Here is a 16,033-nt window from a genome sequence, read left to right as displayed (position 1 = left end):
CCCGTCACGCCGCCGGCACCGCCACCGGCGCCCCCGGCCCCACATACCGTGCCGTCGGGCGGATGATCTTTCGGTCCTCCGCCTGTTCCAGGATGTTGGCGCTCCAGCCGACCACGCGGGCCGCCGCGAAGGTCGGAGTGAACATCTCGCGGGGCAGGCCGCAGAGTTCCATGACCACGCCTGCGTAGAACTCGACGTTGGTGTGGAGTTCGCGGCCGGGCTTCAGTTCGGCGAGGATCGACTCGACCTGGCGCTCCACCTCTACCGCGAAGTCGACGCGGGGGCCGCCGAAGCGCTGGGCGATCTCGCGGAGCATGCGGGAGCGGGGGTCCTCCGTGCGGTAGACGGCGTGGCCGAAGCCCATGATGCGGTCGCCGGCGAGGACGCGTTCGCGGATCCAGGGGTCGATGCGGTCGGGCGTGCCGATCGCGTCCAGGGTGTCCAGCGCCCGGCTGGGGGCGCCGCCGTGCCGGGGGCCGGACAGCGCGCCGACCGCTCCCACCAGGCAGGCCGCCACATCCGCTCCGGTGGAGGTGATGACCCGTGCCGTGAAGGTTGACGCATTGAATCCATGGTCAATGGTTGAGATCAAGTATTGCTCGACGGCCCTGGCCCGCACCGGATCCGGTTCCGAGCCCGTCAGCATGTACAGGTAGTTCGCCGCGTACGACAGGTCCTCGCGCGGCTCGACCGGCTCGAGCCCCTCGCCCAGTCGGTACAGCGCCGTCAGCAGCGTCGGTACGGCGGCCGCCGCGGCGAGCGTGTCCCGGCGGCGTTCGTCCGCGTCGATGTCGTACACCGGGCGGAAGCCCCGCACCGCGCCGAGCAGCGACAGCGCGGTGCGCATGCCGGCCAGAGGGCCGGAACCGCCCGCGCCCGTGCTCGCCCTGGCGATGGCGGGCAGGACCGTGCACACCTCGTCCGGCAGCCGTCGTAGCGCCGCGGTCTCGGCGGCGAAGGCCGCGGCCCGTTCGGCGTCCGGCAGTTCGCCGTGGACCAGCAGATGCCAGACGTCCTCGAAGCCGCGGGTCTGCGCGAGTTCGACGGCCGAGTACTGGCGGTAGTGGTAGAAGCCCTCCAACCCCCGGACGTCACCGATGGCGGTATCGGTGACGACGACACCGGCGAGTCCCCGCGGCGCCTCGACGAGAGCAGTGGCAGACCTGTTGACGGACATGATTTCCTCCCTGGACTTGATTCGACTGTCCATGCTTGACTCAATACCTGTCAATATTGATTAAATCAATGTAAGCATCAATATGTTGTCCCGGCGGATACGGTGAGCCCCATGCGCGATCACGAGCCCGGCTCCGGTCACACGACCCGGCGGCTGACCACCAAAGAGGCCGCCGAACTGCTCGGCGTGAAGCCCGAGACCGTCTACGCGTACGTCAGCCGCGGTCAGCTCAGCAGCCGGCGCGTACCCACCGGCCGGGGCAGCACCTTCGACGCGAAGGAGGTCGAGGCGCTCGCCCGGCGCAACCGGCGCGAGAGCAGCGGGACTTCGGGCTCAGGCGGCGAGCTTTCGGTGCGGACCCGTATCACGTTCATCGACACGGACCGGTACTACTTCCGGGGCGTCGACGCGGCCGAACTCGCCGTCCGCCACTCCTACGAAGAGGTAGCCGAGTGGCTGTGGACCGGGCAGTTGCGCCCCGGCATCGCCTTCACCGCCCCCGAGGCCACGGTCGCCGTCGCCCGCCGCGCGGTCGACGCCCTGCCCGAACACGCCAGCCCCACCGACCGGTTGAGGGTCGCCGCCATCGCCGCCGCAACCGCGGACCCGCTGCGCTTCGACCTGTCCGAGGATGCGGTCCTGGGCACCGCACGCAGCCTCATCCCGACCCTTGTCGCCGCCCTGCCGCCGGTCCGGCGCGACCACCGCGACACGGGCCCGCTGGCCCACCGGCTGTGGGCCCGGCTCAGCGGCCACGAGGCCGACGAGGCGTCGCTGCGCACCCTGGACACGGCGCTGGCCCTGCTGGTCGACCACGACCTCGCCGCGTCGACGCTCGCCGTACGCGTCGCCGCGTCCGCCCGCGCCCACGCCTACGCGGCCGTCTCCGCGGGCCTCGGCGTCCTCGAAGGCCCCCTGCACGGCGCGGCCAGCGGGCTCGCGCACCGGATGCTGCTGGACGTCCTCGACCGCGGCGACGCGGCCCCGGTGATCGCCGAGGAGCTGCGGGCCGGCCGCCGCATTCCGGGCCTCGGCCACCGGCTCTACCCCGGCGAAGACCCACGCGCGCGTGTGCTGTTCGGGCTGCTGGAGGAGATCCCGCGGGCCGCGCCGGCCCTCGCGGCGGCCCGCGACATCGTCGCCACGACCGCCCGCCACACCCCGCTGCACGCCAATGTCGACCTGGCACTGGCCGTGCTCACCGCCTCCAGCGGCATGCCCGCCACCGCGGGCGAGACGATCTTCGCCGTGGCGCGGACCGCGGGCTGGATCGCCCACGCCCTGGAGGAGTACGGCGAACGCCCGCTGCGGATGCGCCCCAGCGGCCACTACGTGGGCCCGAGGCCGCCGCAACCTCTGCCGGAGTAGGACACGAGTGGTCCGGTGAGCCACTCTCGATCAGGTCAGGTTAGGCTCACCTTCGTGAGTACTTGCTCAAGTGACTCCCGGGCTCTCGACGAGCCCATCGCGGGCACCGCGGCGACCGCGAGGACCTGGCTGCTGCTGGAGCAGCCCGGTCCGTGGGGTGCCAAGGCGCTCACGTCGAGCCATCTGGACCCCGCACTGGGCCGTGCCCTGGAGACGGCCGCCAAGGGCACCGGCGTGCGCGTGGCGCTCATCCGCCGCCCCGGACGGCACGCCGACCGCGGCACGGCCGTCGAACGCCGGGTGTACGCCGCCCACACCGCCCCCAAAAGCGCCTGGCTGCACGCCGCCACCATCCGCGATCCGCGCCGGCTGCTCGACCTCGACTTCGCCGCGCTCGGCCAGGGCGACCCCCGCTCCTTCGACGCGGCGCTGCAGGCGAGCCCGCACACGGGCGACCCGCTCGCGCTCGTGTGCACCAACGGCAAGCGGGACCGCTGCTGCGCCCTCCTCGGCCGCCCCCTCGCCGCCGAGCTCGACGCCTCCGGCGTCGGCGGCGTCTGGGAGGTCACCCATCTGGGTGGACATCGCTTCTCGCCGACGCTGCTCGTCCTGCCCTACGGCTACGCCTACGGCCGGGCCGAGGCGCACACCGTGAAGGAGATCCTGCACCAGGTGCGGGAGGGGCGGATCGTCGTCGAGGGCTGCCGTGGGAACTCCGCCTGGGAACGGCCCGGGCAGGCGGCCGAGCTGGCCGTGCGTACGGCCGTGGGTGAGTACGCGGCGGACGCGCTGAGCGTCGTGCGCACGGACGGCGCGGCGCCGCGCTGGACGGTGACGGTCGCGCACGCCGACGGACGGCACTGGCATGTCGTCGTCGCCCAGGGAGCCGCGCTGCCGCCCCGCGCGGAGAGCTGCGAAACCTCGGTGCTGGGCTCTCCCGCGCACATGGAGGTGGTCGCGGTGCGGGAGCTTGCGACCTCGACGGCGCTGGCGAGCTGACCTCAGGGTGGACCGCCCCGTCCACCCTTGATCACCCCGTCCATCATTGATCAAGAGATCCAGGTCACACCCCTTCGGTGGTCCGGGCGCGTCCACGTACCGTCTTGGGTATGAGCCCCACACCCCCCGCGCGCCGCCTGCGCCTCGGCCTGCCGCGGCGGATGTTCTCGCAGGTGCTGCTGATGCAGGTGGCCATCGCGGCGGGAGTCGCGGTGCTCGCGACCGGACTGTTCCTCGCTCCGCTCGGCAACCAGCTCGACGACCAGGCGATGCGCCGGGCCCTCGCGATCGCCCAGACGACCGCCGTCCAGCCGCAGATCGCCGAGGACGTCGTGAACACGCCCCCGACGGCCGGCGGACCGGTCCAGCGGGAGGCGGAGCGGATCCGGAAGGCCACGCAAGCCGAGTACATCGTGGTGATGGACTGGCGGGGCGTGCGCTGGTCGCATCCCACGCCCGGTGAGATCGGCAGGACCGTGTCCACCGACCCCGGGCAGGCCCTGGCCGGCCACGAGGTCATGCAGATCGACGACGGCACCCTCGGCCGCACCGCCCGCGGCAAGGTGCCGCTGCGCGACAGCGACGGGGACATCGTGGGCGCGGTCTCGGTCGGGATCGCGTACGACAGTGTCCGGGCACGGCTGATCCACGCGATCCCGGAGCTGCTGGCATACGCGGGCGGGGCGCTGGCCGTGGGCGCGCTGGCCGCCTGGCTGATCTCTCGGCGGGTCCATCGACAGACCCGTGACCTGGCCTTCTCCGATATCTCGGGGCTGCTCGCGGAGCGCGAGGCGATGCTGCACGGCATCCGGGAGGGCGTGGTCGCCCTGGACCGCACGGACCGTATCCGTCTGCTCAACGACGAGGCGCGCCGACTGCTCGGCATCGGCGACGAGGCAGTCGGCCGCTCCCTGGACGAGGCGCTCGGGGAGGGCCGTACGACCGATGTCCTGGCCGGCCGGGTCACGGGCACCGATCTGCTCACCGTGCGCGGCCAGCGCGTGCTGGTCGCCAACCGGATGCCCACCGACGACGGCGGCGCCGTGGCCACCCTGCGCGACCGCACGGAGCTGGAGCAGCTCGGCCGGGAGCTGGACTCCACGCGCGGTCTGATCGACGCCCTGCGCGCCCAGGACCATGAGCACGCCAATCGCATGCACACTCTTCTGGGGCTGCTGGAGCTGGAGATGTACAACGACGCCGTGGAGTTCGTCGGCGAGGTGGTGGGCGACCACAGGGCCACCGCGGAACAGGTCACCGAGAAGATCCAGGACCCGCTGCTGGCGGCGCTGCTGGTCGGCAAGGCGACCGTGGCCGCCGAACGCGGGGTCGCGCTGCTGGTGTCGGACCGGACACGGCTCCCGGACCGGTTGGTCGACCCCAGGGGCATCGTGACGATCGTCGGCAACCTCGTGGACAACGCCCTGGACGCGGTCGCGGGGACGGCGCACGCGCGCGTGGAGGTCGAATTGCGCACCGAAGGGCGCGCCGTCGTCCTCAGGGTGTGTGACACGGGGCCGGGTATCCCGGCCGCGCACCGCGAGTTGATCTTCACCGAGGGCTGGTCCACGAAGGAGGCGCCGGCCCATCGTGAGCGTGGGATCGGCCTCTCCCTGGTGCGCAGGCTCGCCGAACGGCAGGGCGGCAGCGCCGGCGTCGATCAGGCGCACGGTGGCGGCGCGGAGTTCACCGTCGTCCTGCCCGAGGCACTCACCGAGCCGGACGTGGAACCGGCCCTGACCGGGCCCACGGCCCGCACTGCCGAGGAGGAGTCGCGATGATCGAGGTCCTGGTCGTGGACGACGACAGACGGGTCGCACAGGTCAACGCCGCCTACGTCGAGAAGGTGCCGGGCTTCCACGTGGCCGGTGAGGCGCACAGCGCGGCCGAGGCGCTGCGGCGGGTCGAGGAGCTGCCCCGGGTGGATCTGGTCCTGATGGACCATTACCTGCCCGACGAGACGGGCCTGTCGGTCGTCCGGGAGATGCGGCGACGCGGCCACCGGACCGACGTGATCATGGTGACGGCGGCCCGGGACGTCTCCACGGTGCAGGAGGCGATGCGGCACGGCGCGCTGCAGTACCTGGTCAAGCCGTTCGCCTTCGCGGGCCTGCGCGCCAAGCTGGAGGCGTACGCGGAGCTGCGCCGCACCCTCGACGGCGGCGGCGAGGCCGAACAGGCCGAGGTGGACCGCATCTTCGGCGCGCTGTCCACACCTTCGGAGCCCGACCTGCCCAAGGGCCACTCCCCCACCACCGCTGATGTCGTTCGTCGCTGTCTGATCAGCGCCGAGGGCCCGCTGTCGGCCCAGGAGATCGCGGAACGCACCGGCGTCAGCCGTCAGACCGCGCAGCGCTATCTGAAGCTCCTGGAGCGCACGGGCCGGGCGCGACTGACCCTCAAGTACGGGGACGCGGGCCGCCCTGAACACCGTTACGTGTGGGCGACCCGCGCCTGAGGGCACGGCCGGTGGTGGGGGCGGGGGAAGCGGCCGTACCCGCCCTGTACATACGGATCCGGCGGGCCGTTGTCTCCGGGAGCGCCCCGATGGCTATGCCGCTCCCGCTCCGGTGAGCGACCGCACCTCGGTTTCGGCGTGCTTGGCCTCGTCCGGGATCTCGGCGGAGGTGACCGTGCCGAGCCAGCCGGCGACGAAGCCGAGCGGGATCGAGACGATGCCGGGGTTCTGGAGCGGGAACACCTGGAAGTCGACGCCGGGGAACAGGGATTCGGGGCTGCCGGACGCGACGGGCGACAGCAGTACGAGCGTCAGGGCCGGGATCAGGCCGCCGTACACCGCCCATACGGCGCCGCGGGTGGTGAAGCCGCGCCAGAACAGTGAGTAGAGCAGCACGGGCAGATTGGCGGAGGCGGCGACGGCAAAGGCGAGGCCCACCAGGAAGGCGACGTTGAGGTCCCGGGCGAGCAGGCCGAGGGCGATGGCGACGACACCGATGGCGACGGCGGCGACGCGTGCGACGGCGACCTCGCTGCGCGCTTTGGCGTGCCGGCGCCGCAGTGACGCGTACAGGTCGTGGGCCACGGACGCGGAGGAGGCGAGGGTGATCCCGGCGACCACGGCGAGGATGGTGGCGAAGGCGACGGCGGCGACGACCGCGAACAGAACCGTTCCGCCGGTGGAGTCGGAGCCGCCGCCCAGATCGAGGGCCAGCAGCGGTACGGCCGTGTTGCCCGCGGCGTTCGAGCCGCGCACCGCGTCGGGGCCCACGATCGCGGCCGCGCCGAAGCCGAGGACGATCGTCATCAGGTAGAAGCCGCCGATGAGCCCGATCGACCAGACCACCGAGCGCCGGGCGGCCCGCGCGGTGGGCACGGTGTAGAAGCGGGACAGGATGTGCGGCAGGCCCGCGGTGCCGAGCACGAGGGCGAGTCCGAGGCTGATGAAGTCGAAGCGGGCGGTCCAGTCGGCGCCGTACTTGAGTCCGGGCGCCAGGAACGATTCGCCGTGGCCGCTGCGCTCGGCCGCCGTGGACAGCAGCTGGTCGAAGTCGCCGTGGAAGCGCACCAGGACGAGCACGGTCAGGGCGATGGTCCCGCCGAGCAGCAGGACCGCCTTGACAATCTGGATCCAGGTGGTGGCCCGCATCCCTCCCAACGACACATAGATCACCATGAGCGCGCCGACGCCGATGACGGTCCAGGTCTGCGCCGCCTCGCCCTGGCCGCCGAGCAGCAGCGCGACCAGGCTGCCCGCACCCACCATCTGAGCCACCAGATACAGAACGGACACGGTGACCGAGGAAGTTCCCGCCGCGATTCGCACAGGCCGCTCGCTCATCCGCGCGGCCACCACGTCGGCGAGGGTGAACCGGCCGCAGTTGCGGACCAGTTCGGCGACCAGGAACAGCACGACGAGCCAGGCCACGAGGAAGCCCACGGAGTACAGCAGTCCGTCGTAGCCGTAGAGCGCGATGAGCCCGGAGATGCCGAGGAAGGAGGCGGCCGACATGTAGTCACCGGCGATGGCAAAACCATTCTCCATCGGCGAGAAGAGCCGGCCGCCGGCGTAGAACTCCTCGGCCGAGCCGTGCCGGTGGCGGCTCACCCAGGTCGTGATCGCCAGGGTGACGGCGACGAACGCGCCGAACAGCAGCAGCGCCAGGGTCTGGTGATCCCCCGTCACGAGGAGCCGCCTCTCATGCCACGGGTCAGCTCCTGGGTGTCCCAGCGCAGTTCGAGCGCGGCACGGTCACGGCGCAGGCGCGCGTGCCGGGCGTAGGCCCAGGTGAGCAGGAAGGTGGTGAGGAACTGCCCGAGCCCGGCGAGCATCGCCACGTTCACCGCGCCGGCCACGGGCCGGGCCATCAGCCCCGGTGCGGTGGTGGCGGTCACGACGTAGCCGACGTACCAGGCAAGAAAGCCGATCACAGCCGGTACCACGAACCTCCGGTACCGGCTGCGCACTTCCTGGAAGGCGGCGCTGCGCTGCACCTCCACGTAGACGTCCGCGGCCGTGGCCCCGTCCGCGCGCTGAGCACGGCCCTGCGGTACGGCCGCGGGGGTGTCGTCCGACTCGCCCCAGCCGGAGGCCAGGGCGTCGTACCAGGGGTCGTCGTACCGCACGCTCCCGGCCGGCTCGACCGGGTCCGACCTGTCGGAACCACCCTCGCGCGCGCGGGAGTGACCGTTGCTTGAGTGCATGCCCAAGGATGGACAGAACGGGAAGATCCCTGACTCTTGTTCTCCTCGCTCTTCACCCCATCAGGTGATTTGTCCCGCATAGGCGGCGTGCGGCCGTTCGCATACGCGTAAGCCGGGGCGGGTGGTGGCCGAAGACCCGCCACGCCCCACCCCGGCCCGAGATCTACGCGTCGATGCGCGACCGGTCCAGCGTCGCCGCCGAGGAGGAGATGAACTCCTTGCGCGGTGCCACGTCGTTGCCCATCAGCAGGTCGAAGACCTGCTCGGCCGCCTCCAGGTCGGAGAGGTTGATGCGGCGCAGGGTGCGGTGGCGCGGGTCCATCGTGGTCTCGGCCAGCTGGTCGGCGTCCATCTCGCCGAGGCCCTTGTAGCGCTGGATCGAGTCCTTGTAGCGGATGCCCTTGGTCTGGAACTCCATGAGCTTGTCGCGCAGTTCGCGGTCCGAGTACGTGTAGACGTACTTGTCCTGGCCCTTCTTGGGCTGGACGATCTCGATCCGGTGCAGCGGCGGCACGGCCGCGAAGACGCGTCCCGCCTCGACCATGGGCCGCATGTAGCGCTGGAACAGCGTGAGCAGCAGACAGCGGATGTGGGAGCCGTCCACATCGGCGTCGGTCATCATGACGATCTTGCCGTAGCGGGCCGCGTCGATGTCGAAGGTCCGGCCCGAGCCCGCTCCTATGACCTGGATGATCGCGCCGCACTCGGCGTTCTTCAGCATGTCGGTCACGGACGACTTCTGGACGTTGAGAATCTTGCCGCGGATCGGCAGCAGCGCCTGGAACTCGGAGTTCCGGGCGAGCTTGGCGGTGCCGAGCGCGGAGTCTCCCTCGACGATGAACAGCTCGCTGCGCTCGACGTCGTCGCTGCGGCAGTCGGCGAGCTTGGCGGGCAGGGAGGACGACTCCAGGGCGGTCTTGCGGCGCTGCGCGTCCTTGTGCTGGCGGGCGGCGATACGCGTGCGGGCTGCGGCGACCGCCTTCTCCATGACCACCCGGGCCTGGGCGGCCGCGTCCCGCTTGGTGGACGTCAGGAACGCCTTGAGCTCCTTGGTGATCACGGTGTTCACGATGCGGCGGGCCGCCGAGGTGCCGAGGACCTCCTTGGTCTGGCCCTCGAACTGCGGTTCGGCCAGGCGCACGGTGACGACGGCGGTGAGGCCCTCCAGGGCGTCGTCCTTGACGATGTCGTCCTCGGCCACGCGCAGCAGCTTCTTGGCGCGCAGCACCTCGTTGAGCGCGCTGGTCACGGCCGTCTCGAAGCCCGCGACGTGGGTGCCGCCCTTGGGGGTGGCGATGATGTTCACGAACGACTTCAGGATCGTGTCGTATCCGGTGCCCCAGCGCATCGCGACGTCGACGTCGAGCTCGCGAGTGACCTGCGTGGGCGTCATCTGGCCGTGCTCGTCCAGGACCGGGACGGTCTCCTTGAAGGTGCCCTGCCCGGAGAAGCGGAGGACGTCGTTGACCGGCTTGTCGGTGGCGAGGTACTCGCAGAACTCGCTGATGCCGCCGTCGAAGCGGAAGGACTCCTCGCCCTTGCTGCCGTCCTGGCCGAGACCGAGCTCGTCGCGCACGACGATGGTCAGGCCGGGCACGAGGAAGGCCGTCTGGCGAGCGCGCTGGTGGAGGTTCTCCAGCGAGAGCTTGGCGTCCTTGAGGAAGATCTGGCGGTCGGCCCAGTAGCGCACGCGCGTGCCGGTGCGGGTCCTGGGGATCTTCCTGGCCTTGCGCAGTCCGCCCTTGGCCTCGAACTTGGCGTCGGGCCCCTCGGCGGCGAAGGCGCCGGGGGCGCCGCGCCGGAAGCTGATGGCGTGGGTGTGTCCGCTGCGGTCCACCTCGACGTCGAGCCGGGCGGACAGGGCGTTCACCACGGAGGCGCCGACGCCGTGCAGGCCACCGGAGGCGGCGTAGGAGCCGCCGCCGAACTTGCCGCCGGCGTGCAGCTTGGTCATGACGACCTCAACGCCGGACAGGCCGGTCTTGGGCTCGACGTCGACGGGGATGCCCCGGCCGTTGTCCCGGACCTCGACCGAGCCGTCGTCATGGAGGACGACCTCGATGTGGTCGCAGTAGCCCCCGAGGGCCTCGTCGACGGAGTTGTCGATGATCTCCCAGAGGCAGTGCATCAGACCGCGGCTGTCGGTCGAGCCGATGTACATGCCCGGGCGCTTGCGCACCGCCTCAAGGCCCTCAAGGACGAGCAGGTGCCGCGCGGTGTAGTTGGAACCGTCCCGGTCTGCTCCTGCCAGCAGCGCTGTGGACGGCACGGACGTCTCGGCGGTCACGCGGTTCGCTCCTCGCTGAATTTCAGTTGGTGCCCTCTGGGGTAAGGGCGCGGCTTCGGTTGCCGCTCAGAGGGTACCGAGGCCTGGTAGAGCCGGTGTAACGCCACCCTCGTCTGTCGGCAGACTAGTCCAGAGTCGCATACCTGTTCGATCCCTCGATGGAGTGAAGTACATATCACGTTCCCTTCCAGGCATGAACCATTTAGGCTCCGGGCACGTCCTCCTGAACAAACCGGCAATCCAGCCGGGGGGACCGACACCGACCGACAGCGCGAACCCGTACGACACATAGACACGCAATACGGCACATTCGCCGCCAACCGGCAGCAGCCAGCCGCCTGGAAAGATTTTTCAAGGAAAAGCCACGAGCGGGAACGTTTTCGGGCTGGTTGGATGTTGACCCTGGTACGACAGCTCGTCGAGCTAGAGAAGAGGCGACGTGACTACTGTTCTGACCCCCGCGAGCCCGCTGACGGCCGCCGATCGCTGCGACCGTTGCGGCGCCCAGGCATACCTGCGCGTCGTCCTGGTAAGCGGCGGAGAACTGCTCTTCTGCGCCCACCACGGCCGCAAGTTCGAGCCGGGACTCAAGAAGATCGCCGCTGAGATACAGGACGAGACGGAGCGGCTGACGGCCGTTCCCGCCACCGCCGAAGATGAGCGCTGACCACTCGCGTCCACGACGAGCCAACTCCAGGCATTAGGCCGGCGTACGGGCGGCTGCCCCTGATCCTCCAGGGGCAGCCGCCCGTACGCGTTGCCGAGCCGCTCAGGCGCTCTCAGGAGGCCGTGCGCGGCCCTCTCGTGGCGCCGACGTTCCAGCCCGGCCTTGCCAGGGCGTCGGACACGCGCGTGTACACCCCGGGGCTGCGCGGCCGGCCGCAGCCGCTCCCCCAGGACACCAGCCCGACCAGCCGCCCCTCGGCGACCAGCGGCCCCCCGCTGTCCCCCTGGCAGGCGTCCCGGCCGCCCTGCACCTCTCCGGCGCACAGCATGCTGTCGGCACGATAGGAGCCCCCACCGCCGCCTGGGTACGCCTGCTCGCACAGGGCGTCGGGCAGCACGTGCACGCGTGCCGCCCGCAGACCCGACGTATAGTCGCCGCCGCCGGTCGCATCACCCCACCCGTAGACCACGGCCCGCGTGCCCGGCGTGTACGCCGGATCCCCGGCCGCCGCCATCGCGATCACCGACCGCCGCGGCAGGGGCTCGGCCAGGGTGAGCACGGCGAAGTCCCCCGCGTTGGTGACGTCGTCGTATCCCGGGTTCACCCACGTCTTGCGTACGTCGATCTCCCGGCCCTCGTCCGTGAGCAGGTCCGTGCGGCCCGCGATGACACTGAGGTCCTCGACTTGGTCCGGCGGCCCCCCGAGGATGTCCTCACTCAGACAGTGGGCCGCGGTGAGCACGGTGGACGGGCCGACGGCCACGCCGCCGCAGAACTGCCCCGAGCGCGTACCCCCAAAGCGGTCACGGCTGGACAGCGCCACCGTCCAGGGGTGGTCGGAGACATCGACCGGGAAACCCCCGACGACGACGCTGTCGGCGGCCGCCGGTGCGGCGGCCGCGAGCGGTATGACGGTCGCGGCGGCGGCCAGGACCAGCGGCCCGGCCAGCGCCCGGACAAGGGGACGACGCATGCGCGCTCCTCACTCAGAGGTGGTCATGAGAAACCCAGCGTCATCCACCCCGCCGCGCCCCGCACCCGCGCGGGTACGCCAAAGGCCCGGCTCCCGCTCGGGGAACCGGGCCTTGTGTGTCGTACGACCGCGACCTAGTCGAGGTAGTCGCGCAGCACCTGGGAACGCGACGGGTGACGCAGCTTCGACATGGTCTTGGACTCGATCTGGCGGATGCGCTCACGCGTCACGCCGTACACCTTGCCGATCTCGTCGAGGGTCTTCGGCTGACCGTCGGTGAGACCGAAGCGCATCGAGACGACGCCCGCCTCGCGCTCGGACAGGGTGTCGAGGACGGAGTGCAGCTGCTCCTGCAGGAGCGTGAAGCTGACCGCGTCGGCCGGGACGACGGCCTCGGAGTCCTCGATGAGGTCACCGAACTCGCTGTCGCCGTCCTCGCCCAGCGGGGTGTGCAGCGAGATGGGCTCCCGGCCGTACTTCTGGACCTCGATGACCTTCTCGGGGGTCATGTCGAGCTCCTTGGCCAGCTCCTCCGGGGTGGGCTCGCGGCCCAGGTCCTGGAGCATCTGGCGCTGCACGCGCGCGAGCTTGTTGATGACCTCGACCATGTGCACCGGGATACGGATGGTGCGGGCCTGGTCGGCCATGGCGCGGGTGATCGCCTGACGGATCCACCAGGTGGCGTACGTGGAGAACTTGTAGCCCTTGGTGTAGTCGAACTTCTCGACCGCGCGGATCAGACCGAGGTTGCCCTCCTGGATGAGGTCCAGGAACAGCATGCCGCGGCCGGTGTAGCGCTTGGCCAGGGAGACCACGAGGCGGAGGTTGGCCTCCAGGAGGTGGTTCTTGGCGCGGCGGCCGTCCTCGGCGATGATCTCCAGCTCGCGCTTGAGCTTGGGGGCGAGCTTGTCGGCGTTGGCCAGCTTGTCCTCGGCGAACAGACCGGCCTCGATGCGCTTGGCGAGCTCGACCTCCTGCTCGGCGTTGAGCAGCGGGACCTTGCCGATCTGCTTGAGGTAGTCCTTGACCGGGTCGGCGGTGGCACCGGCGGCGGCGACCTGCTGGGCGGGCGCGTCGTCCTCGTCCTCGTCGGAGAGCACGAAGCCGGCGCTCTCGGCACCCTCGGGCTCCTCGCCGGGCTTGACCTCTTCGAGGACCTCTTCCTCGACCAGCTCGGCGTCGTCCTTCTTGGCGGTGGTCTTCTTGGCCGCCGTCTTCTTGGCGACGGTCTTCTTCGCGGCCGCCTTCTTGGCGGTCGTCGTCTTCTTGGCAGCGGCCTTCTTCGCGGGTGCCTCGTCCTCGACGGCCGCCTCGGCTGCGGGTGCCGCAGGCGTGGCGGTGGCGGTGGCCTTCTTGGTGGTCACCGTCTTCGCCGCGACCGTCTTGGTGGCGGTGCGCTTGGCCGGACTCTTCGCTGCGACGCTCTTTCGGGTGCGCTTGGGCTCCGCGGCACTGACCATCAGCGTCACACCCTCTTCCTCGAGGATCTGGTTGAGGCTGCGCAGTACGTTCTTCCACTGAGTGGCCGGAATCTGGTCAGCTTCGAAGGCCCGACGCACGTCATCGCCGGCGATCTGCCCCTCAGCCTTTCCCCGCTCAATGAGCGCCATGACAGAGACGGACTCGGCGATCTCCGGCGGGAGCGTACGGGATGTGCTGGCCGACACGAACAACCTCTCGGAACGTTGGAAAACGGCTTCCGGCCCCGTCCACAGCGGACAGGAGCCGACCACCGGCCTGGGGATGGGCCGACGGTGCGGGCGGGGGCCGGGGAGATGCACAGCGCCTTCTATGGCGTCCGTATTCCCTCCGCGGCTGTCACCTCTTAGGTCATCGCGCTGTTCGCACGAGCGTTACGCCCAATCTGCGTGGCCCGAGTCACACCCCGTAAGCGCTCAAAAACGGTCAGATATGGGCAGGGGAGGTCAGCCGGAGGCCTGGTCCACGCTGGGCCACCCGCGCCGCCGCCTCGCCGCACCGTCGGACCCCGCAGGATCACCCGGATCCTGCGGGGTCCGACGGGAGGCGGTTCGCCGGCCGGGCGATGCCACAGGAGGGGGGAGGCATCGCCGGCCGCGCCGCCCGTGGGCGCGGTCAGTGCTCGCGCGGGGCGGGCACCACGCGCTCCACCTCTGGGTGGACCGTGAGAAGTTGCCGCATCGCCGCCTCCGCGCCCGCGCCGTCGCCGGCGGCGAGGGCGTCGACGATCCGGGCGTGGTGCGCGAGCGACGACTCGTTCGGCCGGTCACAGCCCGTGACCGGACCTCCGGAGACCTGGAGCGCGGCCGACACGATCCCGGACAGGTGCTCCAGCATGCGGTTGCCGGCGACCTGGATGAGCAGGCCGTGGAACTCGGCGTCGGCGCGGGAGAAGGTGAGCGCATCACCCTGCCCCATGGCATGGCCCATGATCTCGACCATGTCGGCCAGCCGCTGCTGAACGTCCTCGCGACCGTGCCCGGCGGCCAGACGCGCGGCCAGCGGCTCGATCGTCCAGCGCAGCTCGCTCAGCTCACGCCGCTGGTCGTCGCGCTGCGGCCCGAAGGCCCGCCACTCGATGATGTCCGGGTCGAGGAGGTTCCAGTCACTGACGGGACGCACGCGCGTGCCGACGTTCGGCCGGGCGCTGACCAGGCCCTTGGCCTCCAGGACGCGGAGCGACTCACGGACGACGGTGCGGGAGACCTCGAAGCGCTGGCCGATCTCCTCGGGCACCAGCGGGCGGTCGGCGCCCAGGTCGCCGGAAACGATCATCTGGCCGAGCTGCTGGACGAGTTGGCCGTGCAGTCCGCGGCCACGGCTGCCTGCGGCGCGCCGGCCCACGCGGCCCAGCTCCTGGTCCGCGCCCTCCCAGGAGGGGACTGCGACGCGGTCGGCGACAGGGGCCTCGGCGTAGGGGTAGCGGTCGAGTTCGCCCGGGCCGGCGAGACCGGAGTCGGCGGCGCGGGCGGCGGTCATCATGGTGTGCGCAAGGGTACTCACGGATCCTTTGTCGGCGCCCTCTCCAACTCCCTTGAGGTCTTTGGTGAAAAGCACACGAAAGGGTGATCGCTCACCCCGTCGCAATTGACGCCTTATCGGAAAGAAATGGGCTTTCCACGGGGAGTTGTGCGCACAGTGGGCGCCGAAAGCGGACGAACAGTCGTCATCGGACCCTGCCACGCAGGGTCATGAGCAGATACGCGCACAGCAGCGCGGTCAGCGACAATGTCAGCGCGCCGCCCACAGGTTGGGCAACCACACGCGCGGCGGCCGCCAGATATCGCTCTCCCCCGAAGGGCCACTGCATCAGCAGCACCTCCCTCAGCCGCAACGGAAACCCGGCCGCCGACCGCACGGCGGGCCCCTCCAGCACCTTGCGCACCAGCGGTACGACGAGGATGGGCACTGCCACCACCGCGGCGAGCCCGGCACTGGTGGAACGGAACACTCCCGCGGCCAGCACACCGGCCCAGGCACACCCCACCAGCAGCCCGATCCAACTCACCCCCAGCGAAACCCAGTCCGCGGGAACCTCCACGACCTCCCGTCCGTATACGAGATACAGCACTTCGGCATCACACCCCACCGTGAGAACAGCCAGCGCCAGCGCGGTGACCCCGGAGACGAGGAGCTTTGCGGCAAGCAGCCCCAGCCTGCGGGGCACGGTGCCGCGATCCGCCGCCAGCGCCGGGTGGCGGAACTCGTCTCCGAAGGCCAGCGCGCCGAGCAGCCCCGCACCGAGCGCCGCGGGCGGCAACGGCATCTCCCGCGGCCAGCCGGCCAGCAGCCGCGCCTGCGGGGTGTGCCCGATACGGGCGAGCACCAGCGCGGTGAGAGCGGAGACGACGAGCACGGCGGCAGCTGTGAGGAACCCGGTGCCGACACCGGCGGCTCGGCGGAGTTCGTAGCGGAGGGGGC

The 16,033-nt window shown here is 70.9% G+C and carries 12 protein-coding genes and 1 pseudogene; 5 read left to right on the top strand and 8 right to left on the bottom strand.

The genetic code is table 11. From position 1 onward, the window contains the following. Positions 1–4: 4 nt before the first annotated feature. A complete protein-coding gene (locus H4N64_RS36045; protein ID WP_186286812.1) occupies positions 5–1,177 on the bottom strand; it encodes a citrate synthase/methylcitrate synthase in 1,173 nt (390 codons plus the stop codon). 111 nt (positions 1,178–1,288) lie between these two features. On the opposite strand from H4N64_RS36045, the gene H4N64_RS36040 reads away from it, so the two are divergent. From H4N64_RS36040 to H4N64_RS36025, 4 genes are all read left to right on the top strand, one after another. Beyond that, complete coding sequence (locus H4N64_RS36040; protein WP_186286811.1) at positions 1,289–2,545, top strand: citrate synthase; 1,257 nt, start codon at positions 1,289–1,291, stop codon at positions 2,543–2,545. A gap of 54 nt (positions 2,546–2,599) precedes the next feature. Further along, complete coding sequence (locus H4N64_RS36035; protein ID WP_186286810.1) at positions 2,600–3,544, top strand: sucrase ferredoxin; 945 nt, start codon at positions 2,600–2,602, stop codon at positions 3,542–3,544. Between the two features lie 110 nt (positions 3,545–3,654). After that, on the top strand, positions 3,655–5,325 hold the full coding sequence (locus H4N64_RS36030; protein WP_186286809.1) for a sensor histidine kinase: 1,671 nt from the start codon (positions 3,655–3,657) through the stop codon (positions 5,323–5,325). After that, positions 5,322–6,002: a response regulator gene (locus H4N64_RS36025; RefSeq protein WP_186286808.1), complete on the top strand. Its 681-nt coding sequence runs from the start codon at positions 5,322–5,324 to the stop codon at positions 6,000–6,002. The genes H4N64_RS36030 and H4N64_RS36025 overlap by 4 nt, the downstream gene beginning before the upstream one ends. A gap of 93 nt (positions 6,003–6,095) precedes the next feature. Here H4N64_RS36025 and H4N64_RS36020 read toward each other — a convergent pair whose 3' ends face one another. The 3 genes from H4N64_RS36020 to H4N64_RS36010 form a co-directional block, all read right to left on the bottom strand. Further along, on the bottom strand, positions 6,096–7,688 hold the full coding sequence (locus H4N64_RS36020) for a sodium:solute symporter family transporter (RefSeq protein WP_186286807.1): 1,593 nt from the start codon (positions 7,686–7,688) through the stop codon (positions 6,096–6,098). Next, positions 7,685–8,206, bottom strand: coding sequence for a DUF485 domain-containing protein (locus tag H4N64_RS36015; protein ID WP_186286806.1), 522 nt, complete (start codon positions 8,204–8,206; stop codon positions 7,685–7,687). The genes H4N64_RS36020 and H4N64_RS36015 overlap by 4 nt, the downstream gene beginning before the upstream one ends. 163 nt (positions 8,207–8,369) lie before the next feature. Continuing rightward, positions 8,370–10,493, bottom strand: coding sequence for a DNA gyrase subunit B (locus tag H4N64_RS36010; protein ID WP_186286805.1), 2,124 nt, complete (start codon positions 10,491–10,493; stop codon positions 8,370–8,372). 439 nt (positions 10,494–10,932) lie between these two features. Between H4N64_RS36010 and H4N64_RS36005 the strand changes: the two genes are divergently transcribed. Further along, positions 10,933–11,160 (top strand): DUF7455 domain-containing protein, encoded by a 228-nt coding sequence (locus H4N64_RS36005; RefSeq protein WP_186286804.1) that lies wholly within the window; start codon positions 10,933–10,935, stop codon positions 11,158–11,160. Positions 11,161–11,272: 112 nt separating this feature from the next. Here H4N64_RS36005 and H4N64_RS36000 read toward each other — a convergent pair whose 3' ends face one another. From H4N64_RS36000 to H4N64_RS35985, 4 genes and pseudogenes are all read right to left on the bottom strand, one after another. Beyond that, the gene (locus H4N64_RS36000) at positions 11,273–12,133 is read right to left on the bottom strand and encodes a S1 family peptidase (protein ID WP_186286803.1); all 861 of its coding nucleotides are present in this window, start codon (positions 12,131–12,133) and stop codon (positions 11,273–11,275) included. A 134-nt stretch (positions 12,134–12,267) separates the two neighbouring features. Continuing rightward, positions 12,268–13,800 (bottom strand): RNA polymerase sigma factor, encoded by a 1,533-nt coding sequence (locus H4N64_RS35995; protein WP_186286802.1) that lies wholly within the window; start codon positions 13,798–13,800, stop codon positions 12,268–12,270. Between the two features lie 427 nt (positions 13,801–14,227). Further along, positions 14,228–15,115 (bottom strand): FCD domain-containing protein, encoded by an 888-nt coding sequence (locus H4N64_RS35990; protein WP_186286801.1) that lies wholly within the window; start codon positions 15,113–15,115, stop codon positions 14,228–14,230. A gap of 163 nt (positions 15,116–15,278) precedes the next feature. Beyond that, positions 15,279–16,033: pseudogene (locus H4N64_RS35985) on the bottom strand (ABC transporter ATP-binding protein); the annotation flags it as partial.

This window comes from Streptomyces cupreus (assembly GCF_014257025.1).
Classification (GTDB): domain Bacteria; phylum Actinomycetota; class Actinomycetes; order Streptomycetales; family Streptomycetaceae; genus Streptomyces; species Streptomyces cupreus.
This window is presented reverse-complemented; position numbering and strand designations above follow the sequence as displayed.